This window comes from Serratia sp. AKBS12 (assembly GCF_024793895.1).
GTDB lineage: Bacteria > Pseudomonadota > Gammaproteobacteria > Enterobacterales > Enterobacteriaceae > Serratia_F.
Genome location: NZ_JANUSB010000015.1, coordinates 430,218 through 454,438 on the forward strand (window position 1 = coordinate 430,218; position 24,221 = coordinate 454,438).

Genomic DNA, 24,221 nt, shown 5'->3' on the forward strand with positions numbered 1-24,221 from the left:
GCTCGCCTCGCTCTGCGAGCGGTTCGCCGCAGGCATACGCCGCCTTGCAACGCGGATTATATCGATATATAGGGTTTGATTGCGGGGCTGGCTACGCAGGCCCAGCGTGAGATGCATGCGTTCGTCACCACTCACTTTTGTATGGTAATCGATTGAAATATTTAGCCTCTTTCCGCACTACGTTAAAAATTTCCCGCTACCTGTTTCGGGTACTGGCGATTATGCTGTGGTCGCTGGGCGCGCTGCTCACCACGTTTTACATCCTCGATATCCTGCACGAAAAAGAGTCTGACCTGCGGCAGGAATACAATCTCAACTTCGATCAGGCACAGGGTTATATCCGTCATTCAGCTGATATTGTTCGTGATATCAAATATATGGCGGAAAACCGCCTGAACGGCTCGGTCAGCAGTCTCGATCTGTTCAGCGGCGTATTTCCCGGTAAGAGCGTGGAACCGGAGTTCTTCCCGCTGTACCCTGAATCAGACTGCGCGCTGAACACCACCTATCGCAGTTCGCTCGATGCCCTCAGCGGGCTGATTCAATATTGGAAAGAAAACTTTGTTGCCGCCTACGATCTGAACCGGGTGTTTTTCATCGGCGGCGACAGCCTGTGCATGGCCGAGTTCGGCAAGAGTAGCGGCGTGACCGACCGTGAAAACGTATTGAAGTCGTTGCATGAACGCATTCTGAAGTACCGCAATGCTAAAAATCAGGACAAAGACAGTAACATCTATTGGGTAACGCCGAGCCAGCAACGGTCAGACGTCGGTTATCTGTACATCCTGACGCCTATTTATATCGGCAATAAGCTGGAAGCGCTGCTGGGTATCGAGCAGACCATTCGTCTGGAAGATTTCATCACGCCGGGCAGTCTGCCGATCGGCGTCGCGCTGCTGGATGAAAATAATCAGCCAATGCTGCGCCTGGCTGACGGCGAACGCTATGCGTCCTCGCTCACCAGTTATCCGGAAGATCACACCTATTTTGGCTACGTCGACAGTTATCATGATTTGATCCTGAAGAAAGCGCTGCCGCCATCGTCGTTGAGCATCGTCTATGCCTTGCCGGTGAAGAGCGTGATCGAACGCTTTAAAATGCTGATCCTTAACGCGATACTGCTCAACCTACTGTCGGCTATCGTGCTGTTTACCCTGGCGTGGCTATTTGAGCGCAAAATGTTCCTGCCGGCGGAAGACAACGCGTTCCGGCTGGAGGAACACGAACAGTTCAACCGCAAGATTGTCGCATCGGCGCCGGTGGGTATCTGCATTCTACGCATCAGCGACGGCACCAACATCCTCAGTAACGAACTGGCGCATAACTACATCAATCTGTTGACCCAGGAAGACCGCGACCGCATTACGCGTATCATCTGCGAGCAGCAGGCGAACTTCGTTGATGTGATGACCAGCAACAATAACAATTTGCAAATCAGTTTCGTGCATTCCCGTTATCGTAACGAGGATGTGGCGATCTGCGTGCTGGTAGACGTCAGCGCGCGCGTCAAAATGGAAGAATCGCTACAGGAAATGGCCGCAGCCGCCGAACAGGCCAGCCAGTCGAAATCGATGTTCCTTGCCACCGTCAGCCACGAATTGCGCACGCCGCTGTACGGCATTATCGGCAACCTGGATTTGTTACAGACCAAGGCGCTGCCGGAGGGCGTTGACCGCCTGGTTAATGCCATGAACAACTCATCCGGTTTACTGTTGAAAATCATCAGCGATATTTTGGATTTTTCCAAGATTGAATCCGAACAGCTGAAGATTGAGCCGCGGGAATTTTCCTGCCTGGAAGTCATCACCCATATTGCCGGCAACTATTTGCCGCTGGTGGTGAAAAAACGCCTGGGGTTGTACTGCTTTATCGAGCAGAACGTGCCGGAGCGGATTTCCGGCGATCCGGTGCGCTTGCAGCAGGTGCTGTCCAATCTGTTGAACAATGCCATCAAGTTCACCGATACCGGCTGCATTATCTTGCAGGTCGCTACGCACGGCAGCTATCTGGAGTTCAGCGTGCGCGATACGGGCGTCGGCATTCCCGAAAAAGAAATATCCCGCCTGTTCGATCCGTTCTTCCAGGTAGGCACCGGGGTGCAGCGTCATTTCCAGGGTACCGGCCTGGGGCTGGCGATCTGTGAGAAGCTTATCAATATGATGGACGGCGACATTGCGGTAGAGTCCGAGCCGGGTCTGGGCAGCATGTTCTCGATCCGCATTCCATTATTCGATGCGCAATACCCGGTGCCGCAACCGAGCGATACCTGGCAGGGTAGAACCCTGTGGCTGGAGATCCGCAACCAGCGACTGGAAAGTTACCTGATGGAAATCCTTGGCGGTTATGGCGCCACGGTGTTGCGCTATCAGGGCCAGGACACCACGGCGCAAGACGTACTGCTCAGCGATTATGCGTTGCAGATCGCCACGCCGCTATTGGCGCAAATAGAGTTTTCCATTGACCATATTGGCCCGTCGAATGAAACGCGCGCCGGGTACTGGATGCACAGCACTTCGACGCCGCGGGAAACCATCGGCTTGCTTAACCGACTGTTTGGGGTGCATGACGGTAGTGCCAAAACGCTGATGCAACTGCCGCTGCCGGTTAAGGCCAGCGCGGTGGATAACGGTGATATTCGCCTGCTGGTGGTTGATGACCACCCGATCAACCGCCGGCTGCTGTCCGATCAGTTGACGTCGCTCGGTTATCGGGTAATTACCGCCAATGATGGGGTTGATGCGCTGGGCGTGTTGAACCATAACCCGGTAGATATCGTACTGACCGACGTCAACATGCCGAATATGGACGGCTATCGCCTGACGCAGCGCTTGCGGCAGATGAATTTCACCTCACCGGTGATCGGCGTCACGGCCAACGCCCTGGCGGAAGAGAAACAACGCTGTATTGAAGCCGGGATGGATAATTGTTTGTCGAAACCGGTAACGCTGGAAACCCTGGAGCAGACGCTGGCGGTGTATTCAGCCATCGTGCGCAAGAATAATCAGCAGGCTTGACGCTGGGGGGGCAAGTTGCGTGGCTGTGGCGGCAGGACAAGAATGAAACAGGGGCCGTTTGGCCCCTGTAATGGTATCAACTAGTCTTTACTCAACGGTGTCATGCTGACGGAAGACAGATAGTTGAGCAGGGCGATGTCATTGTCGACGCCCAGCTTCATCATCGCCGACTTCTTCTGGCTACTGATGGTTTTGATACTGCGGTTCAGCTTCTTGGCGATCTCGGTCACCAGAAAACCCTCGGCGAACAGGCGCAACACTTCACTCTCTTTCGGTGACAGGCGTTTGTCGCCATAACCGCTGGCGCTGATTTTCTCCAACAGTTTGGAGACGCTTTCCGGCGTGAACTTTTTGCCTTTCTGCAGCGCGGCCAGCGCTTTTGGCAAGTCGGTCGGCGCACCCTGTTTCAGTACGATGCCTTCAATGTCCAGATCCAACACCGCGCTGAGAATGGCCGGGTTGTTGTTCATGGTCAGAACGATGATCGACAACTGAGGATAGTGGCGCTTGATGTACTTGATCAGCGTAATGCCGTCGCCGTATTTGTCACCGGGCATGGAGAGGTCGGTGATCAAGACGTTGGCGTCCAGCTTGGCCAGACTGTTGATCAGTGCTGTTGAGTCTTCAAACTCCCCAACGACATTCACCCATTCAATTTGCTCGAGTGACTTCCGGATGCCAAACAGTACGATAGGATGGTCATCAGCAATAATTACGTTCAGGTTATTCATGTTGTTGGCTACCTTGCTGCAGCAGTCTACTGACGAAAAAATCAATCTGACTGATGTTGTTCTCGATCTTAAGCGCATCACCGTCTGCGATGTGCTGTTCTAGCGATTCACACAGTTGCTTGCCGGGAAGCAAATTTAACATCGCAAACACCCCTTTCAGGCGGTGTGCGGTCTGAGACAAAGCAGCGAAATCACTGCTGCCCGCCTCAGTATACAGTTTTTTGACATCGTCGGGTACTGTATCAATAAACAACCCATAGTAATCGCTTGATTTTAATTGTTTTTCATAGAGTTGGAGATCGTCGGTGGTCAGTTGCGCCGGAGTTTCCTCCTGATCCAGCGCCGCCATCTGCTGTTCAATCAGCATCAGAATGGCGTCGAGCAAGGCGCTGCCGAGATTATAATTTACCCGGATATAGCGCTTGTCGAGCTGCTGCCAGCCGGCTTCATCGCTGGCCAGCAGCAGGGTGTAATCGTCCGCGCGTTGGGGATTGTCGGTGAGCAACACGTCATAGTCACGATTGATCTGACGATCCTCGGCAATCAGGCAGTTGGCGCCGTAAGACTGCAGCTGGTGGGTGACGATGCCGCGGATTTCTTCCGACGTAATGTCCAGCAGCGCGCTAACGCCATCCAGCAATTTCTCCTGCTCTTCTTCTTCACGACGTTCGACTTCCATTGGCACACGAACGCTGTAGCGGGTACCGATATTGAGTTTGCTGCGGATATCCAACTGACCATTGAGCTTTTTGCACAGCTGGTTACAGAGGAAGAAGGTCAGCCCCGAGCCGTGGTCGAAGCGATCGACCAGCGTCTGGCTGAGGAACGGATAGTTGAGGTTGCTGATTTCTTCGTTGGAAATGCCCGAGCCGGTATCGTTGATATGAAATACCAGGCGTTCTGGATGGTCGGGTTCATGATCGACAATTATCGAAATCTTGCCGTAGGCGGTAGTAATAATGGCGTAGCGCAGCAGCAGCGACAGCACCTTGCGCAAGGCATTGGCGTCGCCAATATAATTTTGCGCAACGTCGAGCTGGTAATGATTGAACAATGCTAGCCCTTTTTGATTGATCGATGGCAGCATTTCTTTCAGCAGGTCATCGACCAGCGTCCCCGGGTTGAAAGGCTGGCGCGACGGTTGCCAATCCTGAGTTTCAAGACGGGTCAGCAGCGTGATGTTATCAATCAGCCCCGATACCGCAGCGGATTCGCTAACCAGCTGTGTCAGCAGCGCCTGCTGTTGCTCGGGATCGGGCTGGGTACGCAGACGATCGGCCAGATCGTGTATCTGCCTTACCGGCTGGTTCAGCTCGATGCCCAGGTTGTGCAACATCAATTTGCGTGCCTGCACATTTTTGTCGTATTCGCGCCGTGCCTGTTGCAGCCGCTTGTTCACCATCACCTCTTTATCCTGATCGTTCAGCAGAAACAGGTAGGTTTCAGGTGACATATGGCTGCGGAAGATGCGTATTTCATACACTTCATTATTCACCGTGGCCTGAATGACGCCGTGGTGCTGTTCGGCCATATGCGCAATTTTTTGCAGGCTCAGGTGCGGCAACAGATGTTCGGCAATCTTGTTGCTGGCGATCACCGCGCTGCTGGCAAAATCATACACCAGCAGTCCGGAGGGCAGGCTGGCGATGATCTCCTGATTCAGTGCTCGTTCGCTTGCCAGTTCTTCCGCCAGGTTTTCGCTGGGGTGAATGTATTGGTGACGGATAAAGTAAATACCGGCCAGCGACAGCATCAGCAACATCAGGTTGACCATCAACAGCCACATATTGTTGCGTAGCATATCAAGGGTCAGACTAAACAGGGATACGCGATACAGCAGGTTAAGTGGCGCATTTGGCAGCGCTGCGCTGAATTCGAGCCAACTGCCGGACAGGCTGGCCGTTGCGCCGTTTGCCGCGTCGCTGGCTACGTCACTGTCATCCAGATCGGCGTCATCGTCGGGCTGTAGCAGGAAGCTGGAGCGCGCCATATTGAATGGAATGATGTCGTTGATCGGCAGATCGAAGGCGATCACCGTCGCCAGATGTCCCGGCTGATTGAAGGTGGTACGAATCGAGAACGAATAGGCATTTTGGAAACGCTGCTTACGCAGGCTGGAGAAGCTTTCGCGTTCATCCAGCAGGTTTGCCTGTTGCAGCATTTCCGCCCGGCGGTCTTCGGCCGAGTTGGTCAGGTAACTTTCACGGAAGCGGGAGGTCAACTCTTTGAGCGGCTGGGTGGTGATCAGACTCAGGCTATTGTCCTGGCCGTTCAGGTAGTACATCGCGTAATTTTCGGTCTTCGCTCCCCAACGACCATCGAGATACTCGGAGATATTGGCGATCATCGCCAGCGTGTTGCCGTCATGACTACCGAAAATCACCGCATCGGTCTTCTTATACGGTTTTTCGATGTAGAAAATGTCCGGGCGCAGGCGCGTTTCCCGTAACGACAGATCGACCACCTGCGGCGACACATTGCCGAAGCGGTCGTAAATCTGATAGGTAATATGGCGATAGTTGTCGATGCGCTTTTGCAGGTTGCCGGCGATGGTATTCAGCGCGTGTTTTTTCTCGGCCAGGTAGGCGTTGGTATAGTTGTAACCATACAAACCGATGCCGACGAAAAGCAGCACAATAAACACCAGAAAACAGCGGGTGATATTGCTTGAACTGATAGTCAGTTGTTTGTTTTGCATAAACGGCAGTAGGTCCTGAATTAGCGAGTAACGGCTCTGGCGCTGGCGGCAACCGCCAGCAACAGCACGGCAACGCAGCCGAAGGCCACCGTCAGGCTGGAAAGCTGAGCGATAAATCCAATCAGCGCCGGCCCGGCAAGAATGCCGGCGTAACCGACGGTGGTGACCGAAGCGATGGCCAGATTGGCGGGCATGTCGCGTTGGTTACCGGCGGCGCTGAACAGGATCGGCACCACGTTTGATGCGCCGAGCCCAACCAGCATAAAGCCCACCAGCGCGATGATGGCGCCGTTGAAGGCGACAGCCAGTGCCAGGCCAAGCGCAGCACACAGGCTGCCTGCTAGTACCACTTTATAACGGCCCAGCGCATTGACCACCCGATCGCCATTCAGACGGCCCAGCGTCATGGTGATCGAAAACAGCGCGTAGCCCAGCCCGGCCTGGCTATGATCCACGCCGCGCAGCGTAGTCAGGAACAAGGCACTCCAGTCCAGCATTGAGCCTTCCGCCAGAAACATGATAAAGCACAGCATGCCGATAAACATTACCCAGCCGCGTGGCAGCACGAATAGAGGACTGCCTTCCTGGGCGCCGCTGTCGCGCAACAGATGCCTGCCGGCAAGCGCCAGTAATAGCGCAATGGCCATCACAGCCACCAGCGATGCCATTAACGGGGTGAGGCCAAGCCACAGCACGGCGCTAATGCCGCCGGCGCCGGCGATGCCGCCGACGCTGAAAAAACCATGGAAGCCGGACATCATGGCGCGGCCGCTGGCTCGCTCGACAATCACTGCCTGAATATTCATCGCCACATCGATCATGCCGATCGCAGCACCAAACAGCAACAGCGCCAGCGCCATGCCACCGGTCGAGTCCATGGTGGCCAGCAGCGGCAAATCGATACACAGCGCCAGTCCGGCCAGCAGGATCACCCGACGACAGCCAAATTTACCGGTCAGCACACCGGTAAAGGGCATGGCCAGCATCGAGCCGGCACCAATGCACAGCAGCAATAAGCCTAATGCACCGTCATCCAGCGCAAGTCGCGTTTTGGCAAACGGCACCAGCGGTGCCCAGGCGGCCATCCCCAGACCAGCGACAAAGAACGCCATGCGCGTAGCAATCTGGGCGGGGACGCCGGGTTTTGGTTGTTCGGTGCACAAAGTGGATGTCATGTGGGCATCAGGATCTGTTATGGGATGTTCGACTAAAGTTGTGCCCTGTTTTTATCACAAAGCGCGATCCGGGTCGAAAGGATTTGCATGTTCCCCCGCTTGCGCCCCGGCCTTGCGTACCAGCCACAGGCCGATCAAGTGCACAATATACTGGCGCTGCGGTTCATCCAGTTCCACGCCCGCCGCAATGCCATGCCATTTGGCCAAACATCCGCGACAGCATGTGGCAGTGGCATGCTGAGCCACGAATGCCGGGTGACCGCGCATAGGTGTCTGTTTGCCATCGTTTTTCGGCCAGGCGGGTGCCAAACGGCGATCGACAAAATCGCGGGCATGGCTGAGGATCAGCGGTAACCCCTTATTTTGCAAATAGGCCATGTCTTTGGCATTGAGGTGGAATTTGGCGCGAAACGCCGAAGCTTGCAATCGCTGCCATTGGCTTTCGAATTGGTGGTTCATAAACTTTACTTTTAACAATAATCGGCAAGTCTATCAGGAATGGCGTAGAAAACCCGACGTTTAGTGCATATTTTGTGCCGGGATGGATAATAATCGGCCAGTGGATTAAAAATAATACGACTAAATATCACGGCGTAGACGAAATATTGTCTTCCTGCTTGGCGTTTTGTGCGCAAATAAATGAGAGTGATTATATCCGTCAGTGACTATCTCGGGGCAAAAAGTGCGTTTTTTTAGCCCAATTTCGCAGGGGAAATAAAAAACCGGCCCAGTAGGCCGGCTGTAAAGTACAGAAATTATCGTGCAGATAATGAAGGTAATAATGAAAATAATGATGATAGCGAAAGAATTATAATCCTGAGGCTGCATTTCATTTTGACAGTATGTGCTTATCGCGCTTTAGTTTTGTATGGTATTCAATAGTAATTTAAAGTTTTGTATATCTTTTTGTTTTTTATGGTTTTAGGTTATTTTTTGTCTTTCCGTGCGGTATTTTATTTGTCTGTAATGTTTTGTTAAAGTTCGCCCATATTTACATCTTGAAACTTTTAAATATAACTCTGAAACACTATCTGATACTTGGTATCATTTTCTTTCTGGATTAATATAACCCTTGTTACCAGAATGGTAATGCACAGTCGCGCTAATAATGCTCAGAAGGGCAGTGGCCATAGCTCGACATAATTAACGAGGATAATAACGATGAAACTTCGAGTACTCTCCCTGATTGTTCCTGCCTTGCTGGTTGCCGGCACCGCAGGCGCTGCGGAAATCTACAACAAAGACGGTAATAAACTGGATTTGTTCGGTAAAATCGACGGTCTTCACTATTTCTCTGATGACAATGGTTCTGATGGCGATCAGTCCTATATGCGTTTTGGCCTGCGTGGCGAGACGCAAATCAGCGACCAGCTGACCGGCTACGGTGAGTGGGAATACCAGGTTCAGCTGAACAAAACCGAAGCTGAAAACGACTCCTTCACCCGTGTTGGTTTCGCCGGTCTGCGCTTTGGCGACTATGGCTCACTGGATTACGGCCGTAACTACGGCGTGCTGTACGACATCGGCGCATGGACCGACGTATTGCCTGAGTTCGGTGGCGACACCTACGGCGCTGACAACTTCATGTTCCAGCGTACCAACGGCGTGCTGACTTACCGTAACAACGACTTCTTCGGTCTGGTTGACGGCCTGAACTTTGCTCTGCAATACCAGGGCAAAAACGACAGCGCAACCGAATCCAACAACGGTCGTGACGTTCTGGCACAGAACGGCGACGGTTACGGCATGTCAGCCAGCTATGACCTGGGTTACGGCATCAGCGCGGCAGCGGCATACTTCTCTTCCGACCGTACCAACGAACAGAATGGTTATAACAACCCAACCATCCTGGGCAGCGGCGACAAGGCTGAAGCTTACAGCGGCGGCCTGAAATACGACGCGAACAACGTCTACCTGGCGGCGATGTACACCCAGTCTTACAACGCTACCCGCTTTGGCAAGTCCGGCAGCGCGGCTTACGGCTACGCTAACAAAGCGCAGAACGTTGAAGTCGTGGCTCAGTACCAGTTCGACTTCGGTCTGCGTCCTTCCGTGGCCTACCTGCAGTCTAAAGGCAAGGACATCGAGCAAGGTTACGGCGATCAGGATCTGATGAAGTATGTTGACGTGGGCGCGACCTACTACTTCAACAAAAACATGTCCACCTACGTTGATTACAAAATCAACCTGATGGATGAGAACGACTTCACCAAAGCCGCCGGTATCAACACCGACGACGTGGTTGCCGTAGGTCTGGTTTACCAGTTCTAAGCACCAGCGTGACGTTAGCAACGCGGCCTTCGGGCCGCGTTTTTTTTTGCCGGCGTTTTGGCACGGATTGCTCGTTGGCACCAGCGACGCCTGACTATGCTTGGCTGACAATGACCGGACAGGAGGCAGTGTATGGCATTGAAAATCGAGCGGGTGCTTGAAACGGCGTTGTATGTCAGCGATATGGCGCGTGCCAGCCAGTTTTATGAAACGGTGCTGCTATTGCCGGCGATGGTGGCCAAAGCGCGCTTTCGTGCCTACGACGTGGGCGGGCAGAACGTACTGCTGCTATTTGTCAAAGGCGATGCGCTGGACGGTTGGCGAGAGCCGGTCGGTTATATTCCGCCGCATGACGGCAACGGACCCTATCATCTTGGCCTGGCGGTCAGCCAGCGGCAATTACCCGCCTGGGAGCGTCAGCTTGCCCTGCATGGCGTAGAGATTGAAGGGCGGATGAATTGGCCTCGCGGTGGCGAAAGCCTGTATTTTCGCGATCCCGACGGCCACCTGCTGGAACTGGTGACGCCGGGACTGTGGGACAATTATTGAGCGCGCCAGGCCAGGGACAGCGCCGACAGCGTCTCTGCCAGCGTCAGCAATGCCGCCTGCGCCTGTTGTTCGATTTGCACCTTGACGATCGCACCGTCGACCAGCATGGCGATAATCGCTGCCCGTTGCTGACGGTTGTCTGCCGGCAGGTAGCGGGCAATTTCCTCGCTCATCTGCCGTTTGTGGGCCTGTGCGATCTCAATACTGGTCGGTAGCAGATCGGCCAATTCCACCGCACTATTGATAAATGCGCAGCCGCGAAAACCAGCATCGTTAAACCATGTTTCCAGGCAGGGCGGCAGAGCGCGGAACAGATCGCCCCGTTTCGTCACCTGCTGGGCCAGAGTATGGCGAAACCAGGCAAGCCATTGCTGATGCCGATAGATCAGGAATGCCTCTATCAAAGCGTTCTTGCTGGCAAAGTGGCGATAGAACGTCACTTTGGTCACCCCGGCAGCGTTGATGATCCGATCAATGCCCGTTGCGCGGATGCCGTCGCGGTAAAACAGTTCATGTGCAGTGAGTAAAATGCGCTGACGTGCCGCCGAGGTTTTGCCTGATGTGGTCATTGAACTATCCGGAAAAATTCACTGCATTGATTGTAGACAACTCTGTCTACCTACGCTAGCGTAAATATGTAGACAACTCTGTCTACTTACATTTTCCCGAGGTGAAGCATGAGCAACAAACCCCCATTACCGCCATTTACCCGTGAATCGGCGATAGAAAAGGTGCGTCTGGCCGAGGACGCATGGAATAGCCGCGATCCGCTGCGTGTCGCACAGGTCTACTCGCCAGATACCCACTGGCGTAATCGTGCCGAATACGTTGATGGCCGTGATGCGGTGGTGGCGTTTTTGCAGCGCAAATGGGCAAAAGAGCTGGATTACCGGTTGATCAAGGAGTTATGGCTGTTTGACGGTGCGCGCATTGCGGTGCGCTTTGCCTACGAATGGCATGATGACAGCGGTAACTGGTATCGCAGCTACGGTAATGAAAATTGGCAATTCAACGAGCAGGGGTTGATGGTGCAGCGGTACGCCTGTATTAACGATTGTCCAATTAAGGATACTGAACGCCAATTTCATTGGCCGTTAGGCCGGCGCCCGGATAATGTGCCGGCGTTAAGTGATTTTGGCTTTTAATCTGTTTAATAATATTTGAATGTGGGGATTGGGTTTATTAATTAACGGCTGTAATAAACCCTGCCTCGATAAAATAAGGCATTAATTTTTTATTTTATTGTGAAAATAAAACCGCCACTGGCGGCGCACGCGTCTGATAAGGTGGGAATAAATCAGCGAGAGTAATGCTGAATATGCGTTCGGCGATAACAGAGGTTGGGTGAAAAGCGTAATTCGGTGGCAAGAATAGGGCTATGTCTAGCGCAGGGGTATGATGGAACAGGCTGCAATAACCGCAAAGATCAACCTCGGCGTTGCCCATACTGCCGGTATCATGATGCGCCATTGAGGCTGACTGTCGCGCCTGATGATGCGACATCATCTGATGTCCATTCATCGGCATTGTCATGTTTAAACCAGATTTATCAGCCAGTTGTGCGGATATTAGCGGCGCCAGGAAAATCATCAACATGGCAAGCAGGCCCAGCCAGGCCGGCGTGCGGAGATGTTGTGCTGAGCGCTTCACGGTTATCGCGTCCTTGGTGACAATGAATAGAACCGGCGGTAAAGACCATTTGCAGTGGATTGTAACATCTTTCACATTTTTCCAACACCGCAATACAGCACGTTGGTCTGGTAGTTTTTTATTTAAATGCTATTTTTATTTGTTAAATAAAAATAGATCGGGTAGATTCCGGCGATATCTCTATTCCTGCAAAGGAAACTGCATAATGTCCGAACGATTATCCTCGTTATCGCTGGCTGAAGATAATATTCAGCATCAGCTGACTACCCGTAGCTGGTTTATTCCATTGCTGATGCGTCTGCATTTTTATATCGGTCTGTTTGTCGGGCCGTTTATGCTTATTGCTGCACTCAGCGGAATATTCTATGCGCTGACGCCGCAAATCGAGTCATATTATTACGCCGACCGGCTGTATCATTCGAGCCAGGGGCCGGCCTTGCCGCTGGCATTGCAAATCAGGGCGGCGCAGGCCGACGCGCCGGCGGGGGCTGAGCTTGCTGCGGTTCGTCCGTCAGCGGCGCCGGGCGAAAACACGCGTGTTCTTTTCAACCTAGCCGACATGCAGGCATCCGAGCGGCTGGCGGTTTTTGTCGATCCGGTCAGTGCAGAAACTCATGGGCAACTGCCGGTGTATGGCACCAGCGGCGTATTACCGCTACGAACCTGGCTGGATCGGCTGCATCGCAGCCTGTTGCTGGGGGAAGTGGGGCGTAACTACAGCGAACTGGCCGCCTCATGGCTCTGGCTGGCGGCGCTGGGTGGACTGGTTCTCTGGGGCGTGCGACGCAGAGCGGCGCGGCGACAGCGGGGAATACGCGGTGTGCATCAGCAACTGGGCCTGATAATCCTGCTGGGGTTATTGTTCTTTTCTGCCACCGGGCTGACCTGGTCACAGTGGGCCGGTGAAAACATCAGCGTGCTGCGCCAGCAGTTTGGCTGGGCGACGCCGTCGATCTCTACTGCGCTGCATGCCACGTCGGCGATGCAGGCGGACGAGCATGCCGATCATCGCGCGCATAGCATGCCGATGATGGCGCAAACCCGCCCCGAGTGGCAAGCCGACAGCTACGATCGCGTGCTGCTCGCTGCCCGCCAGGCCGGCATCGACGCGCAGAAAATTGAAATCAGGCAACCGGTCGCACCGGGCCAGGCCTGGTCAGTCAGTGAAATCGATCGCCGGTGGCCGACCCAGGTAGATGCCGTGGCGGTAGATGGCGCTACCATGCGGATCACCGATAAGGTGAGCTTTGAACACTACCCCCTGGCCGCCAAACTTACCCGCTGGGGTATCGATCTGCATATGGGGGTATTGTTTGGCTGGGTGAATGAACTGGTGCTGGTGCTATTCGCTTGCGGACTGGTGGCGATGGTGGTCATGGGGTATGTCATGTGGTGGCGCGGTCGGCCAACGCGTGCCACCGGCAAACCGCCGCGCTCGCCGTGGCTGGTGTTGCGGCGCACGCCGAAGGGATGGTTGAGCGTGATTGTGGTGTTCACGCTATTGTTGGCGCTTGCCTTGCCGGTGATGGGCATCAGTCTGCTGTTGTTCCTGTTGTGCGATCTATTGCGCTATATCTGGCAAAAACAGCACCGAGCGTTAAAGTGAAATTTGTCGAAAAGCCTTTTGCCATCTAGACTTAGAAGACAATAAATGCACGTTAAGAGGACAAGCTATGACGAAGAAGCTGGTTTTAGCCGTTAGCACAGCCGCGGTATTTTCCATTCTTGCTGGCTGTACCGCTTACGACAGGGCCGCCAGTTACGTTAAGGAACCTGTGGTAAGCGATGTGAAAGTAGGGATGACTAAGCAACAGGTGCGCGCTATCGCCGGGCCACCGTCCACTTCAGCGACCCTGATCCATGCGCAGGGCACCTGCGATACCTATGCGGTCGCGCCACGCGATGGCAAGGCGCAAACGTATTTTGTCAGCTATAACGATACCGGCCATGTGATGAACAAGGGTTATCAGAGCTGTTCAGAATACGACTCACAGCCTAAATAACTGGCTGCGAAACAATCAAAAGAGCCCCGTTTTTGCGGGGTTCTTCATTTTTTAGCCGCCGAAAGGTTGAAGATTAATCACTTGAGCGGTAATCCGCATTTTTTTATTAAAAAACGATAGACATTTCAGAACGGTATCGCTAATATCTGCGCCCATTGGAAGGATGGCTGAGTGGTTTAAGGCAGCGGTCTTGAAAACCGTCGAGTGTAACAGCTCCCAGAGTTCGAATCTCTGTCCTTCCGCCAAATTCAGACCCCAGGCTATCAAGCCTGGGGTTTTTGCTTTTTGGGCGGGATGAGCGCCGCGTTGGCGGCGGCCTCCTGCCGGGGCGTCAGCGCTGGGCATAGGATGTTACGCAGTTGCAGGTTTAATCGCCGCATAAGCGGGATTTTTAGCCGATTGAATCAATAATCCGTTGATTAACCTTGATTGTTCTCGTCTGGCTGTATTATATTGCGCTCCACGGAAACAGACCGACTTTCCAACAGATTCGCCGGCTTAGCTCAGTAGGTAGAGCAACTGACTTGTAATCAGTAGGTCACCAGTTCGACTCCGGTAGCCGGCACCATAAAGGAAACCCCAGCATTTATGCTGGGGTTTTTTCTTGCGTCAGGCAAACGCCTCATGCTGGGCGGCGGCAATGCCGCTCAGGGCGACCCCCGGCGAGTCATAGTGTAATTGCAACGCCGTCTGATAAATGTCGCGATCGCCGAGGGAAAACACCATGTCCCGATCGTCAAACGTCTGATTGGCATTCTTGTCTACGATCACATAAGCGCGTTCCCCAGTTTCAATGCACCAACTTCAGACAGTTGTCCGTCGCTAGCCCCTGCGGTAGCTGCGCTCAATACCGAAGAGAACAGCGCCCGCATAGGGTCAGTAGGTTTGCGGCCCCACCGACGGTGCGCATTTGGCGTCGGCGCTGGCCTCATTGCAATGCGGTGTGGGATCGCCGGTTGGCGGCGGAGGTGGGCCACTGCCAGCAGAGCAGGCAGTAAGCAGCAAGGCTAATAACAGGGGGATTGAACGTTGCATCGAGCCTCCTTAAATCATGCTCAGGGCACCTTTAAGGTATAGCAGAGAAACCCTGTGCCAGCTGTGGCTATGCTGGCACGGTCGGTACGCAGTCCAAACCGGCCGGCACAAGGAGCCGCGTTAGGCATCGGGCTGATGGCAGACCGCTTCGATATTATGGCCGTCCGGGCCGATGATAAAGGCGGCGTAATAATTTGCATGATAATGCGGCCGCAAACCTGGGGCGCCATTGTCTTTTCCACCGGCTTCCAGCGCGGCGTGATAAAACGCATCGACTTGCCGGCGGCTTTCCGCCTTAAACGCCAGATGCAGCGGGGCCGGTTTTTCCATAGTTTGAAACAGACATAATGAAGCATTGCCGTTTGCGCCAAGCTCAACGCCGTAAGCCGGCTCGCCCTCGGACAATATGCCGACGCCGAGAGGTTCCAGTGCCTTGAGAAAGAAGGACTTACTGGCATCATAGTCACTGACGCCGAATTTTACGTGGTCAAACATCTGCTCACCTCATTGCTATCCTGTGGTTGCAAGCCCGCGATGGAGGGATGATTAAACAGTATAGTTGCTGAGTGGCGATTACTGGCCGCATAAGCCTGGGCGGCCGGTTGCGCATGAGCGCCGGGCTGTTGACCGCTGGGGTAACCGGCGCAGTTGACATGCTATGCAATGGCCTGCGGGCAATGGCGGTGCCGTATGACAGGCATAAAAAAACCAACCGCAATGGGTTGGTTTTTAAAGGAATGTTTGGTCGGCATGAGAGGATTCGAACCTCCGACCCCCGACACCCCATGACGGTGCGCTACCAGGCTGCGCTACATGCCGACGCGATAAAAACAGTCTACCTTTTCCCGATGCCATTGCAAGATGGCCGCGTCTGATTGCTTTAGTTTTAAGCAGTTAGTTGGCAATAAAGCGTTTTACATCGGTCAGTACCTGCAACAGCAGACCAAGCTGCGGTTTTTCGTCCTTTATTTCGTTATCTTGTTTGTCGTAGGCGCGGTAATTGCCGTTGTTGTCCAGCACGATGGTTTGCGTCGGCGTAGTGATCACCAGCAGATCGCTGTTGCCGGTAGCCACCCAATTGTTGCGTCGCTGAGCGGTAAACAGGTCTTCACCCTGTGAATAGTCATTGGCCGAGGTTTTAACATGCAGCAACCGCTGCATCAGGGTGCGCATCACGTCGTTGTGGCTGGTCAACTTGTTGATGGTTTGCGCCGGCGTGCCTGGCCAGTGGATCACCAGTGGCACCTGCAACTGTGCCGGGCTGAAGCTACTGCCGGCGCCCCAGAGGCCTTTACCGGTATCGTTGAATTCAACGCCGTGTTCGGCAGTGATCACCACCACGGTTTTTTCCAGCATGCCGCGTTGCTGCAGCGAGTCGAGCACCCGGGCGATTTGCGCATCAACCTCGCGCGCGCTGCTGCGGTAGCGTTGAATAAAATCGGCGGGTGCCGGCGTGTTGCCATTGTCGGACGCCATGGTGTCATCACCGCGCAGGTTGAGATAGGAGAACCACGGCATATTATTGCCCTGATCGGCCAGCCAACGTTGCCACTGCTGCGTGGTGGCGCTGTCGTTTTGCACCTGCGCCGGCGGCAGGGTGAAATCGGTCAGCAGTGCCTGTCGGTAAAGCGGTGCGTTGAAACCGTCCGAAGAGAACAGGCCGAACTGATAACCCTGGGTATTGAGCGCATTGATCAACGCTGACGATTTGCGCGATGCCAAAATGCCATCCAGGTAAGTCGGGGAAATGCCATAGAATAAGCCGAACAGACTGGTATCGGCATGGTTACCGGTGCTGTAGTGCTCGGTGAAACGCACGTTTTCCTGCGCGAAGCGGGTGAGGCTGGGCATGTCCTGCGCCATATCCTGAGTGCGTATGCCGTCTACCACAATCATCAGCAGGTTATAACCGCTGCCCTTGTCACGGTAGCTGAGATCGTTGAGGGGGTACTCAACCGCGGCGGCGGCCGGGTTACCTTGCTGTACCAAGCGGCGCTCGTATTCTTGCGAGTCGAGCAGGCCGTGTTTTTCCAGGAACTTACGCGCGGTCATCGGGTATGACAGTGGCAGATTGGCGCGCTGCATGGTAATTGGTCGATAGAAATTGGCATCCGCCCAGATGTAAATCAGGTGCGAGGCAAAAAACGACACAATAAACAGCGCGGCCAGCGGCTTGCCGAAGCTGCGGCGATTCAGGCTGCGCAGTTTTTGCCAACTCCAGGTGGCGAACAGCATTTCCACCAGGAAAATCACCGGCACACAGATGAACATCAGCTGCCAGTCGCGCGCCAGTTCGCTCTGCTCCGGGTTGACCACCAATTCCCATACCACCGGATTCAGGTGCAGGTGGAAGCGAGTGAACACTTCGCTGTCGACCAGCAGCAAGGTCAGCCCGGCGGTAGCCAGCGCGGCGGAGATAAAGCGCAGCAGCCGCTGCGACATCACCACGAAGGTGAGGGGGAAGATAACCAGCAGGTAGCCGGCAAAGACGATAAAGCTGAAGTGCCCCAGCAGGCTGACCAGCGCATACACCCGGCCCAGCAGTGAGGCAGGCCAGTCGGTGACAAACAGATAGCGGCTACCCAACCCAAGGCTGAGCAGAATGTTGAACAAGGCGAACCAGTGCCCCCAACTGATCATCTGGGAGACTTTTTCACGATAACGCTGACGGTTTGTCACCATAAATTAAGTATTAATGCGCTTTGTCGTCACGGATAGAAGCCTGCAGGGCTTCAGCAAACGATCTCGCCAACGTCTGCCGCTGTGCGGGAGAGACGCTGGTGTTGATCAAATTGGTTACCATGTTGCCCAACACCATCAAAGAGAGATCGGTGGGAGTATGGTGTTTTTCCAGAACGTTGACTAGCTCAGAGAGCAGTTGTTCAACATGTTCGTCACTGTAACGGGATGATTGTGGCATAAAGTTGAGCTCAAAACCTGACAAAGTCCCATATCTTACCGTATAGGGCCGTGATTTTCCGCTCTAATTTATCGCGACCTGCGGATCGTCGCCATCTTTCAATTGCAGCTCTCTGCCTTCGGTGTTTGAATACGCGCTCAAAGAACAGGAGGATTTATCATGAGTCTGGATATTGACCAGATCGCACTGCACCAGTTGGTAAAACGCGACGAACAAACGCTGGATGTGGTGCTGCGCGATTCCCTTCTTCCCGCCAATGCGGCAGTGGAAGAGATGATGGCGGAGCTGCACCGCGTTTACAGCGCCAAAAGCAAGGCTTACGGCCTGTTCAATGAAGAGAGCGAGTTGGCACAGGCGTTGCGGACCTGCCGCAAGGGCGACGAAGATTTTCTGGCATTCAGCCGTGCCGCCACCGGTCGTCTGCGCGACGAGCTGGCAAAATATCCGTTTGCCGAGAGTGGCGTGGTACTGTTTGGTCAATACCGTTACCTGGCGGTGGAGTATTTGCTGATCGCGGTGCTCAACAGCTGCAACAGTATGCGCGTCAACGAAGAGCTGGATATCAGCACCACCCATTATCTGGACATCAACCACGCGGATATCGTCGCGCGCGTTGATTTGACCGAATGGGAAACCAACCCGGAGTCCACTCGTTATCTGACCTTTCTCAAAGGGCGGGTTGGCCGCAAGGTGTCCGATTTCTTCATGGACTTCCTGGCGGCGGCCGAGGGGCTGGACACCAAGGCGCAAAACCGCGGGCTGTTGCAGGCGGTAGACGATTATTGCACCGATGCGCAACTGGATAAAAACGAACGTCAGAGCGTGCGTCAGCAGGTGTACAGTTATTGCAACGAGCAGTTGCAGGCGGGGGAAGAGATTGAACTGCAAGCGCTGTCGGCGGAAATCGCCCCGTTGGGCGAAAAAGACTTTTTGCAGTTTTCCAGCGAGCAGGGCTACGAACTGGAAGACAGTTTCCCGGCAGATCGTGGCACCTTGCGCCAACTGACCAAGTTTGCCGGCAGCGGCGGCGGCATCAGCCTAAACTTTGATGCGATGTTGCTGGGCGAGCGAATCTTCTGGGACGCGGCAACCGACACGTTGACCATTCGGGGTACCCCGCCCAATCTGCGTGACCAGCTACAGCGTCGGCTGAACGGCGGCAAATAGCGCCAGCGGATCGCAGACAATAAAAAACGCCGCATTTGCGGCGTTTTTTACTTCGGCGTCCCGAAATACTAAAGCTCGATAACGTTGTGCGATTACGCGCGAACGAAGTCGATGTGGGTCAGTTTTGGCTTGAAAGCGTGACGCTGTACAGCCTGAACTTTAACTTTAGTTTCTTTGCCGTCGACAACCAGAACGATAGTTTCAGCGTAGAACTCTGGTTTAGCTTCCATGTTCTTGACAGAATCATGGTCTAATTCGATAGCGATTGCAGCGTCTTTGCCACCGTAGATGATAGCGGGGAACTTGTTAGCTGCACGCAGGCGGCGGCTCGCACCCTTACCCTGCTCTTTACGTACTTCTGCATTGATAGTGAACATTGTTTTTTCTCTCGAAAGAAAATTTACCCTGCTACAGGCGACCCAGTAACAGGTTCGATAAAGCAGTTTTACTCGCGTTTACGCCGGGCGGACCCGGGTAAAGCGGGCGGCATTTTAACGGAAAGCCACCGCCAGGGCAATGAAAACCTGCCGGTCAGGCAGGGCAGGAGCGGTCAGTACAGTTCATTGGCACGCCGGAAACGCCCCCGATAATCAAATACCTTTTCGCGAATTTGCCAGAACTGACCACGCTTGCGCGCCACGACGAAGTCCGGGTGGCGTAGCAACGCCTGCTGCCTGATAATATCGGCGGCATGCTGCCAGCCAAAGGGCACCCCCGGTGCGCGCTGATGCGGGCGTAAAAACAGCATCTCAAACGCCTTGCGCTGTGCCGGTGTCTGCAAGCGGAAACGTTCGCTGGTGCTGGTGCCGTCTTCGTCGTAGTAGGTGGCCTTCAGCCATTCGCCCTTATCATCGCGTCCGCTGTCCAGCGCCATGCCGCCGCAGCGCAGCACCAGCGCATCTTTCAGCTTCAGCGCCGCCTTCAGCATGTCGTCAGGGTCGACCAGCACTTCCTGGCATTGGTGGCAGCGGCGGGCGGCAATGTCGTTTTCTGCTCCGCAGTGTGGGCAGCTTTTGAAGCGGAAGCGATAATCGCACTGTTCGCGCTGGCCGTCGTCATCTTCCATCCAACCCTGACAGCGGCGGCCATAATGCTCAATGATATCGCCGTGGTCAGTGCATTTGCCCCAGAATAAGTTGGCGAAACCGCAAGCCGGGCAGAATACCTGTACCGGCTGACTGTCGCCGTGCGGTTTGCGCACGCCGACTTCCGGTGTAAACAGGTCGTGTGGATTGCCAGCGTAGTCAAGGATCAGGCAATCGTGCTTGTCCGGTGCCAACCGCAGACCGCGGCCGACGATTTGCTGATACAGGCTGACCGATTCGGTCGGGCGCAGAATGGCGATCAGATCGACATGCGGCGCGTCAAAGCCGGTGGTCAATACCGCGACGTTGACCAGGTAGCGCAACTGCTGGCGCTTGAATGCCTCGATCAGCGCATCGCGCTCGGCCGGCGGCGTTTCCGCGCTGACCAGCGCCGCCTCACCCTGCGGCAATAAACCGTGGATCTCGCGCGCATGTTCGACGGTGGAGGCGAAAATCATCACCCCTTTGCGGGCCTCGGCATATTCGACAATCTGGCCGATGATATGCGGCGTGATGCGGTTTTGCTGCTTCAATTCCCGGTTCAGCTCTGCTTCGCTGAACAAACCATGGTCATTGGCCTGCAGGCGGCTGAAGTCGTACTGCACGATGGGCATATCGAGCCGCTCCGGCGGCACCAGATAGCCGTTTTTGATCATATAGCGCAGTGGCAGTTCGTAAATGCAGTCGCGAAACAGGGCGTTGGCGTCGCCGCGCGTGAAGCCGTGGTAGTGAAACTGATAAATCCAGCCCTTGCCGAGTCGATAGGGGGTGGCGGTCAGACCCAGCAGCCGCAGTTGCGGGTTGCTGCGCTGCAAATGCTGGATAATTTGCTGGTACTGGCTGTCATCATCGTCGCTGATGCGGTGGCACTCGTCGATAATCAACAGCGAAAATGCGCCGTCGAACAGGGGCAGATTGCGCGCCACGGATTGCACGCTGCCGAACACGACTTTGCCGGCGCTCTGCTTTTGTTGCAGACCGGCGGCGAAGATATCGGCTTCCAGGCCATATGCGCAATATTTGGCGTGATTTTGCGCCACCAGTTCCTTGACGTGCGCCAGTACCAGCACCCGTCCGCGGGCACGCTTCGCCAGTTCGGCGATCACCAGGCTCTTGCCGGCACCGGTCGGCAGAACGATCAGCGCCGGTTCGGGGTGCTGACGAAAATGGCTGATGGTGGCTTCGACCGCCTCCAACTGATAGGGGCGTAGGGTGAATGCCATGAAATAACGCCTCTGGCCGTAAAATATTTCGCGTATAGTACCGTTTGTGCGCACTGGTTGCGACCAACAGCAAAATTGCCCTGTCATGGCACCGTTTCCATCGCTATAATCATCGGACAGCAATCGCTGTTTCCCCACGCGATTTTACTGATTCACCCTCTCCGAGCCGGCCATTGCATCTGATGCAACGGTGGTTCGTCATATTTTAGCGATACGATCAAAGCGATCATAACAACGACAGGCAAAGCAGACCCCATGCGACTGGACAAGTTTTTATCTCAGCAGTTAGGTATCAGCCGCGCGCTGGTAGCGCGTGAACTCCGTGCAAAGCGCGTCACCGTTGACGGTGAAGTGGTAAGAAGCGGGGCGCTGAAGCTGACGCCGGAAACGGAAGTGGCGTTTGACGGCAATGTGCTGGAACAGCTGAACGGGCCGCGCTACTTCATGCTCAATAAACCGCAGGGATACGTCTGCTCCACTGACGATCCCGATCATCCCACCGTGCTGTATTTTCTTGATGAGCCGGTGGCGTACAAACTGCATGCCGCCGGGCGACTGGATATCGATACCACCGGCCTGGTGCTGATGACCGACGACGGCCAGTGGTCGCACCGTATTACCTCGCCGAAGCATCACTGCGAGAAAACCTATCTGGTGACCCTGGAGCAGCCGTTGGCGGCAGATACCGCGCAGCATTTTGCCGAAGGGGTGCAACTGCACAATGAAAAAGATCTGACCCGGCCGGCGCAACTGGAGCAGCTTGACGAACATCGGGTGCGCCTGACCATCAGCGAAGGACGTTATCACCAGGTGAAGCGCATGTTTGCGGCAGTCGGCAACCGCGTGGTTGAGCTGCATCGCGAACGCATAGGCGCCATCATGCTGGACGACTCGCTGGCGCCGGGTGAATACCGCCCGCTGACCGAGGAAGAGATCGCCAGCGTAGGCGCTCCGCATTTACAAGATTGATTAACCGCTGCGGCTGATAAAGGAGTCGTTGAACGTGCAACAGAACCGGACCTCTCATCTGGGTTTAATCTTTATATTGGGCCTGCTGTCGATGCTGATGCCATTGGCGATAGACATGTATTTGCCCAGTATGCCGGTAATCGCCAGGGAGTTCGGCGTTGAACCGGGACGGGTGCAAATGACGCTCAGCGCCTATATGTTCGGTTTCGCCATCGGCCAACTGTTCTATGGGCCGATGTCGGACAGCATTGGCCGCAAGCCGGTGATCCTGTGGGGCACGTTGATCTTTGCCCTGGCCGGCTGCGCGTGTGCGATGGCCGACTCGGTGGAGCAGCTGGTCAACCTGCGTTTCCTGCACGGTCTGGCGGCTGCGGCAGCCAGCGTGGTGATTAATGCCTTGATGCGCGACATGTTCACCAAGGACGAATTCTCGCGCATGATGTCGTTTGTCATTCTGGTGATGACCATCGCGCCGTTGCTGGCGCCGATGATCGGCGGTGCGCTGCTGCTGTGGTTCAGCTGGCATGCGATCTTCTGGAGCATGGGAGCGGCGGCGTTGATCGGCTCGCTGCTGGTGGCGCTGTATATCAAGGAAACCCTGCCCAAAGAGCGGCGGCAAAAATTCCATTTGCGTACCACGCTGGGCAACTTTGGCTCGCTGTTTCGTCATAAGCGGGTGCTGAGCTATATGCTGGCCAGCGCCTTCTCGTTTGCCGGCATGTTCTCGTTCCTTAGCGCCGGGCCGTTTGTCTATATCGAGTTGAACCACGTCTCGCCGCAGCATTTTGGTTACTACTTTGCGCTGAACATCGTGTTCCTGTTCCTGACCACGTTGGTCAATAGCCGCAACGTGCGCCGTTTTGGCGCCATCAATATGTTCCGACTGGGGCTGATGGTGCAGTTAGTGATGGGCATCTGGCTGCTGGTGGTAAGCGTAGCCGACCTGGGCTTCTGGTCGCTGGTGCTGGGCGTGGCGGTCTATCTTGGCTGCATTGCGATGATCTCTTCCAACGCCATGGCGGTGATCCTCGATGATTTCCCGCATATGGCCGGCACCGCGTCCTCGCTGGCCGGTACGCTGCGCTTTAGCATCGGCGCCATCGTCGGGGCACTGCTGTCGCTGGTGCCGGGCAAGACGGCCTGGCCGATGGTGATCTCAATGGCACTGTGCAGCATTATCGCCGTATTATTCTATTTATATGCCAGTCGTCCTCGCCATAACCGGAGCAAACCGGCGGCAATATAGTCACTTAGCCGGGGCGAACCGCATCGCCCCGCGCTTTCCCCCTGCAAGTTCAGCCGTTGCCGAGAGTATCAATCTTTCTTTTGTTGCTAAATATAAGTCAGCTAATCAATCGGTGATTAAATGCGCGGCGGCTTTTTTGATAAAAAAAGCGCTGCCAAGCGCCGGGTGATGATCGGCGGTAATCGTTTGTCGTGATTGGCGTAGCGGCAGGGGGTGGTCGTTGTCTGCTTTATTAATCAGCGAGTTAAGCGGATGATTATGGCGGCAGGTTAGGTAGTCATGTTTAAACAATGTAAAATTATGGCGATGAAAAGGTAACCGTTATGCAAGAAAAAAGGGTTGAGATTGTAAGCGGAAAGGGTTACATATAACGCAAAAATACGAGCTGAGTCGCAAAATGCTGTGGAGTACCCGCATGCAGTCAGTAAAAAAATGCGAAATCAGCGAGTACAGGGTGGCGTTAACTGTTTGTGACAAATTTTACG

The 24,221-nt window shown here is 54.6% G+C and carries 22 protein-coding genes and 3 tRNA genes; 11 read left to right on the forward strand and 14 right to left on the reverse strand.

The window, feature by feature from the left end:
- Positions 1-152 precede the first annotated feature (152 nt).
- A complete protein-coding gene (gene rcsC, locus NYE85_RS11875; protein WP_259004962.1) occupies positions 153-3,014 on the forward strand; it encodes a two-component system sensor histidine kinase RcsC in 2,862 nt (953 codons plus the stop codon).
- An 80-nt stretch (positions 3,015-3,094) separates the two neighbouring features.
- Here rcsC and rcsB read toward each other — a convergent pair whose 3' ends face one another.
- Genes rcsB through NYE85_RS11895 form a run of 4 tightly spaced genes read right to left on the reverse strand, consistent with a single transcriptional unit; the run spans position 3,095 to position 8,077 of the window.
- On the reverse strand, positions 3,095-3,745 hold the full coding sequence (gene rcsB, locus NYE85_RS11880; protein WP_004960635.1) for a response regulator transcription factor RcsB: 651 nt from the start codon (positions 3,743-3,745) through the stop codon (positions 3,095-3,097).
- A complete protein-coding gene (gene rcsD, locus NYE85_RS11885; RefSeq protein WP_259004964.1) occupies positions 3,738-6,443 on the reverse strand; it encodes a phosphotransferase RcsD in 2,706 nt (901 codons plus the stop codon). Before rcsD ends, rcsB begins: the two co-directional genes overlap by 8 nt.
- Positions 6,444-6,463: 20 nt before the next feature.
- On the reverse strand, positions 6,464-7,618 hold the full coding sequence (locus NYE85_RS11890; RefSeq protein WP_259004965.1) for an MFS transporter: 1,155 nt from the start codon (positions 7,616-7,618) through the stop codon (positions 6,464-6,466).
- Positions 7,619-7,672: 54 nt separating this feature from the next.
- The gene (locus NYE85_RS11895) at positions 7,673-8,077 is read right to left on the reverse strand and encodes a DUF4186 domain-containing protein (RefSeq protein WP_259004966.1); all 405 of its coding nucleotides are present in this window, start codon (positions 8,075-8,077) and stop codon (positions 7,673-7,675) included.
- A gap of 702 nt (positions 8,078-8,779) precedes the next feature.
- Here NYE85_RS11895 and NYE85_RS11900 point away from each other — a divergent pair.
- Positions 8,780-9,889: a porin OmpC gene (locus tag NYE85_RS11900; protein ID WP_259004967.1), complete on the forward strand. Its 1,110-nt coding sequence runs from the start codon at positions 8,780-8,782 to the stop codon at positions 9,887-9,889.
- Positions 9,890-10,021: 132 nt separating this feature from the next.
- Positions 10,022-10,438, forward strand: a complete 417-nt coding sequence (locus NYE85_RS11905) for a VOC family protein (RefSeq protein ID WP_259004968.1) — start codon at positions 10,022-10,024, stop codon at positions 10,436-10,438.
- Here NYE85_RS11905 and NYE85_RS11910 read toward each other — a convergent pair.
- The gene (locus NYE85_RS11910) at positions 10,432-11,007 is read right to left on the reverse strand and encodes a TetR/AcrR family transcriptional regulator (RefSeq protein WP_259004969.1); all 576 of its coding nucleotides are present in this window, start codon (positions 11,005-11,007) and stop codon (positions 10,432-10,434) included. The two genes, NYE85_RS11905 and NYE85_RS11910, sit on opposite strands and share 7 nt — an antisense overlap.
- A gap of 108 nt (positions 11,008-11,115) precedes the next feature.
- On the opposite strand from NYE85_RS11910, the gene NYE85_RS11915 reads away from it, so the two are divergent.
- Positions 11,116-11,583 (forward strand): nuclear transport factor 2 family protein, encoded by a 468-nt coding sequence (locus NYE85_RS11915; protein ID WP_259004970.1) that lies wholly within the window; start codon positions 11,116-11,118, stop codon positions 11,581-11,583.
- Between the two features lie 94 nt (positions 11,584-11,677).
- On the opposite strand, the gene NYE85_RS11920 is transcribed toward NYE85_RS11915, so the two are convergent.
- Positions 11,678-12,163 carry a DUF2946 domain-containing protein gene (locus tag NYE85_RS11920; RefSeq protein ID WP_259004971.1) on the reverse strand — a complete coding sequence of 162 codons (486 nt, stop codon included), beginning with the start codon at positions 12,161-12,163 and terminating at the stop codon, positions 11,678-11,680.
- A 130-nt stretch (positions 12,164-12,293) separates the two neighbouring features.
- Here NYE85_RS11920 and NYE85_RS11925 point away from each other — a divergent pair, with 130 nt between their 5' ends.
- The 4 genes from NYE85_RS11925 (at position 12,294) to NYE85_RS11940 (ending at position 14,659) form a co-directional block, all read left to right on the forward strand.
- Entirely contained in the window at positions 12,294-13,694 is a 1,401-nt protein-coding gene (locus tag NYE85_RS11925; protein WP_259004972.1) for a PepSY domain-containing protein, read from the forward strand.
- A 67-nt stretch (positions 13,695-13,761) separates the two neighbouring features.
- Positions 13,762-14,091 carry an osmotically-inducible lipoprotein OsmE gene (gene osmE, locus NYE85_RS11930; protein ID WP_004960655.1) on the forward strand — a complete coding sequence of 110 codons (330 nt, stop codon included), beginning with the start codon at positions 13,762-13,764 and terminating at the stop codon, positions 14,089-14,091.
- 157 nt (positions 14,092-14,248) lie between these two features.
- A tRNA-Ser gene (locus NYE85_RS11935) sits at positions 14,249-14,336 on the forward strand.
- A gap of 247 nt (positions 14,337-14,583) precedes the next feature.
- Positions 14,584-14,659: transfer RNA gene (locus tag NYE85_RS11940), tRNA-Thr, on the forward strand.
- Between the two features lie 41 nt (positions 14,660-14,700).
- Here NYE85_RS11940 and NYE85_RS11945 read toward each other — a convergent pair.
- The 6 genes from NYE85_RS11945 to NYE85_RS11970 form a co-directional block, all read right to left on the reverse strand.
- A complete protein-coding gene (locus tag NYE85_RS11945) occupies positions 14,701-14,862 on the reverse strand; it encodes a hypothetical protein (RefSeq protein WP_259004973.1) in 162 nt (53 codons plus the stop codon).
- A 105-nt stretch (positions 14,863-14,967) separates the two neighbouring features.
- Positions 14,968-15,126: a hypothetical protein gene (locus NYE85_RS11950; RefSeq protein ID WP_259004974.1), complete on the reverse strand. Its 159-nt coding sequence runs from the start codon at positions 15,124-15,126 to the stop codon at positions 14,968-14,970.
- Between the two features lie 120 nt (positions 15,127-15,246).
- Entirely contained in the window at positions 15,247-15,621 is a 375-nt protein-coding gene (locus NYE85_RS11955; protein ID WP_259004975.1) for a VOC family protein, read from the reverse strand.
- A 247-nt stretch (positions 15,622-15,868) separates the two neighbouring features.
- Positions 15,869-15,945: transfer RNA gene (locus NYE85_RS11960), tRNA-Pro, on the reverse strand.
- A 75-nt stretch (positions 15,946-16,020) separates the two neighbouring features.
- Positions 16,021-17,808 carry an LPS biosynthesis-modulating metalloenzyme YejM gene (gene yejM / locus NYE85_RS11965; protein ID WP_259004976.1) on the reverse strand — a complete coding sequence of 596 codons (1,788 nt, stop codon included), beginning with the start codon at positions 17,806-17,808 and terminating at the stop codon, positions 16,021-16,023.
- A 10-nt stretch (positions 17,809-17,818) separates the two neighbouring features.
- Positions 17,819-18,046 (reverse strand): YejL family protein, encoded by a 228-nt coding sequence (locus tag NYE85_RS11970; protein WP_004960694.1) that lies wholly within the window; start codon positions 18,044-18,046, stop codon positions 17,819-17,821.
- A 159-nt stretch (positions 18,047-18,205) separates the two neighbouring features.
- Here NYE85_RS11970 and yejK point away from each other — a divergent pair, with 159 nt between their 5' ends.
- Positions 18,206-19,213 (forward strand): nucleoid-associated protein YejK, encoded by a 1,008-nt coding sequence (gene yejK / locus NYE85_RS11975; protein ID WP_259004978.1) that lies wholly within the window; start codon positions 18,206-18,208, stop codon positions 19,211-19,213.
- Between the two features lie 92 nt (positions 19,214-19,305).
- On the opposite strand, the gene rplY is transcribed toward yejK, so the two are convergent.
- Both rplY and NYE85_RS11985 read right to left on the reverse strand, forming a co-directional pair.
- Positions 19,306-19,590 carry a 50S ribosomal protein L25 gene (rplY, locus tag NYE85_RS11980; RefSeq protein WP_259004979.1) on the reverse strand — a complete coding sequence of 95 codons (285 nt, stop codon included), beginning with the start codon at positions 19,588-19,590 and terminating at the stop codon, positions 19,306-19,308.
- Between the two features lie 173 nt (positions 19,591-19,763).
- On the reverse strand, positions 19,764-21,521 hold the full coding sequence (locus NYE85_RS11985; protein WP_259004980.1) for a DEAD/DEAH box helicase: 1,758 nt from the start codon (positions 21,519-21,521) through the stop codon (positions 19,764-19,766).
- A gap of 255 nt (positions 21,522-21,776) precedes the next feature.
- On the opposite strand from NYE85_RS11985, the gene rsuA reads away from it, so the two are divergent.
- Positions 21,777-22,490 (forward strand): 16S rRNA pseudouridine(516) synthase RsuA, encoded by a 714-nt coding sequence (rsuA, locus tag NYE85_RS11990; RefSeq protein ID WP_259004981.1) that lies wholly within the window; start codon positions 21,777-21,779, stop codon positions 22,488-22,490.
- Between the two features lie 34 nt (positions 22,491-22,524).
- Positions 22,525-23,736 (forward strand): Bcr/CflA family multidrug efflux MFS transporter, encoded by a 1,212-nt coding sequence (locus NYE85_RS11995; protein ID WP_259004982.1) that lies wholly within the window; start codon positions 22,525-22,527, stop codon positions 23,734-23,736.
- Positions 23,737-24,221 lie beyond the last annotated feature (485 nt).

What these genes read in the sequence shown, in the direction of transcription:
- NYE85_RS11890 (WP_259004965.1), bottom strand. Translation starts at nt 7,618, where the DNA reads ATGACATCCACTTTGTGCACCGAACAACCAAAACCCGGCGTCCCCGCC.
- yejK (WP_259004978.1), top strand. Translation starts at nt 18,206, where the DNA reads ATGAGTCTGGATATTGACCAGATCGCACTGCACCAGTTGGTAAAACGC.
- NYE85_RS11900 (WP_259004967.1), top strand. Translation starts at nt 8,780, where the DNA reads ATGAAACTTCGAGTACTCTCCCTGATTGTTCCTGCCTTGCTGGTTGCC.
- NYE85_RS11985 (WP_259004980.1), bottom strand. Translation starts at nt 21,521, where the DNA reads ATGGCATTCACCCTACGCCCCTATCAGTTGGAGGCGGTCGAAGCCACC.
- rsuA (WP_259004981.1), top strand. Translation starts at nt 21,777, where the DNA reads ATGCGACTGGACAAGTTTTTATCTCAGCAGTTAGGTATCAGCCGCGCG.
- rcsB (WP_004960635.1), bottom strand. Translation starts at nt 3,745, where the DNA reads ATGAATAACCTGAACGTAATTATTGCTGATGACCATCCTATCGTACTG.
- NYE85_RS11895 (WP_259004966.1), bottom strand. Translation starts at nt 8,077, where the DNA reads ATGAACCACCAATTCGAAAGCCAATGGCAGCGATTGCAAGCTTCGGCG.
- NYE85_RS11955 (WP_259004975.1), bottom strand. Translation starts at nt 15,621, where the DNA reads ATGTTTGACCACGTAAAATTCGGCGTCAGTGACTATGATGCCAGTAAG.
- NYE85_RS11970 (WP_004960694.1), bottom strand. Translation starts at nt 18,046, where the DNA reads ATGCCACAATCATCCCGTTACAGTGACGAACATGTTGAACAACTGCTC.
- NYE85_RS11905 (WP_259004968.1), top strand. Translation starts at nt 10,022, where the DNA reads ATGGCATTGAAAATCGAGCGGGTGCTTGAAACGGCGTTGTATGTCAGC.
- rcsD (WP_259004964.1), bottom strand. Translation starts at nt 6,443, where the DNA reads ATGCAAAACAAACAACTGACTATCAGTTCAAGCAATATCACCCGCTGT.
- NYE85_RS11950 (WP_259004974.1), bottom strand. Translation starts at nt 15,126, where the DNA reads ATGCAACGTTCAATCCCCCTGTTATTAGCCTTGCTGCTTACTGCCTGC.
- osmE (WP_004960655.1), top strand. Translation starts at nt 13,762, where the DNA reads ATGACGAAGAAGCTGGTTTTAGCCGTTAGCACAGCCGCGGTATTTTCC.
- NYE85_RS11925 (WP_259004972.1), top strand. Translation starts at nt 12,294, where the DNA reads ATGTCCGAACGATTATCCTCGTTATCGCTGGCTGAAGATAATATTCAG.
- rplY (WP_259004979.1), bottom strand. Translation starts at nt 19,590, where the DNA reads ATGTTCACTATCAATGCAGAAGTACGTAAAGAGCAGGGTAAGGGTGCG.
- NYE85_RS11915 (WP_259004970.1), top strand. Translation starts at nt 11,116, where the DNA reads ATGAGCAACAAACCCCCATTACCGCCATTTACCCGTGAATCGGCGATA.
- yejM (WP_259004976.1), bottom strand. Translation starts at nt 17,808, where the DNA reads ATGGTGACAAACCGTCAGCGTTATCGTGAAAAAGTCTCCCAGATGATC.
- NYE85_RS11910 (WP_259004969.1), bottom strand. Translation starts at nt 11,007, where the DNA reads ATGACCACATCAGGCAAAACCTCGGCGGCACGTCAGCGCATTTTACTC.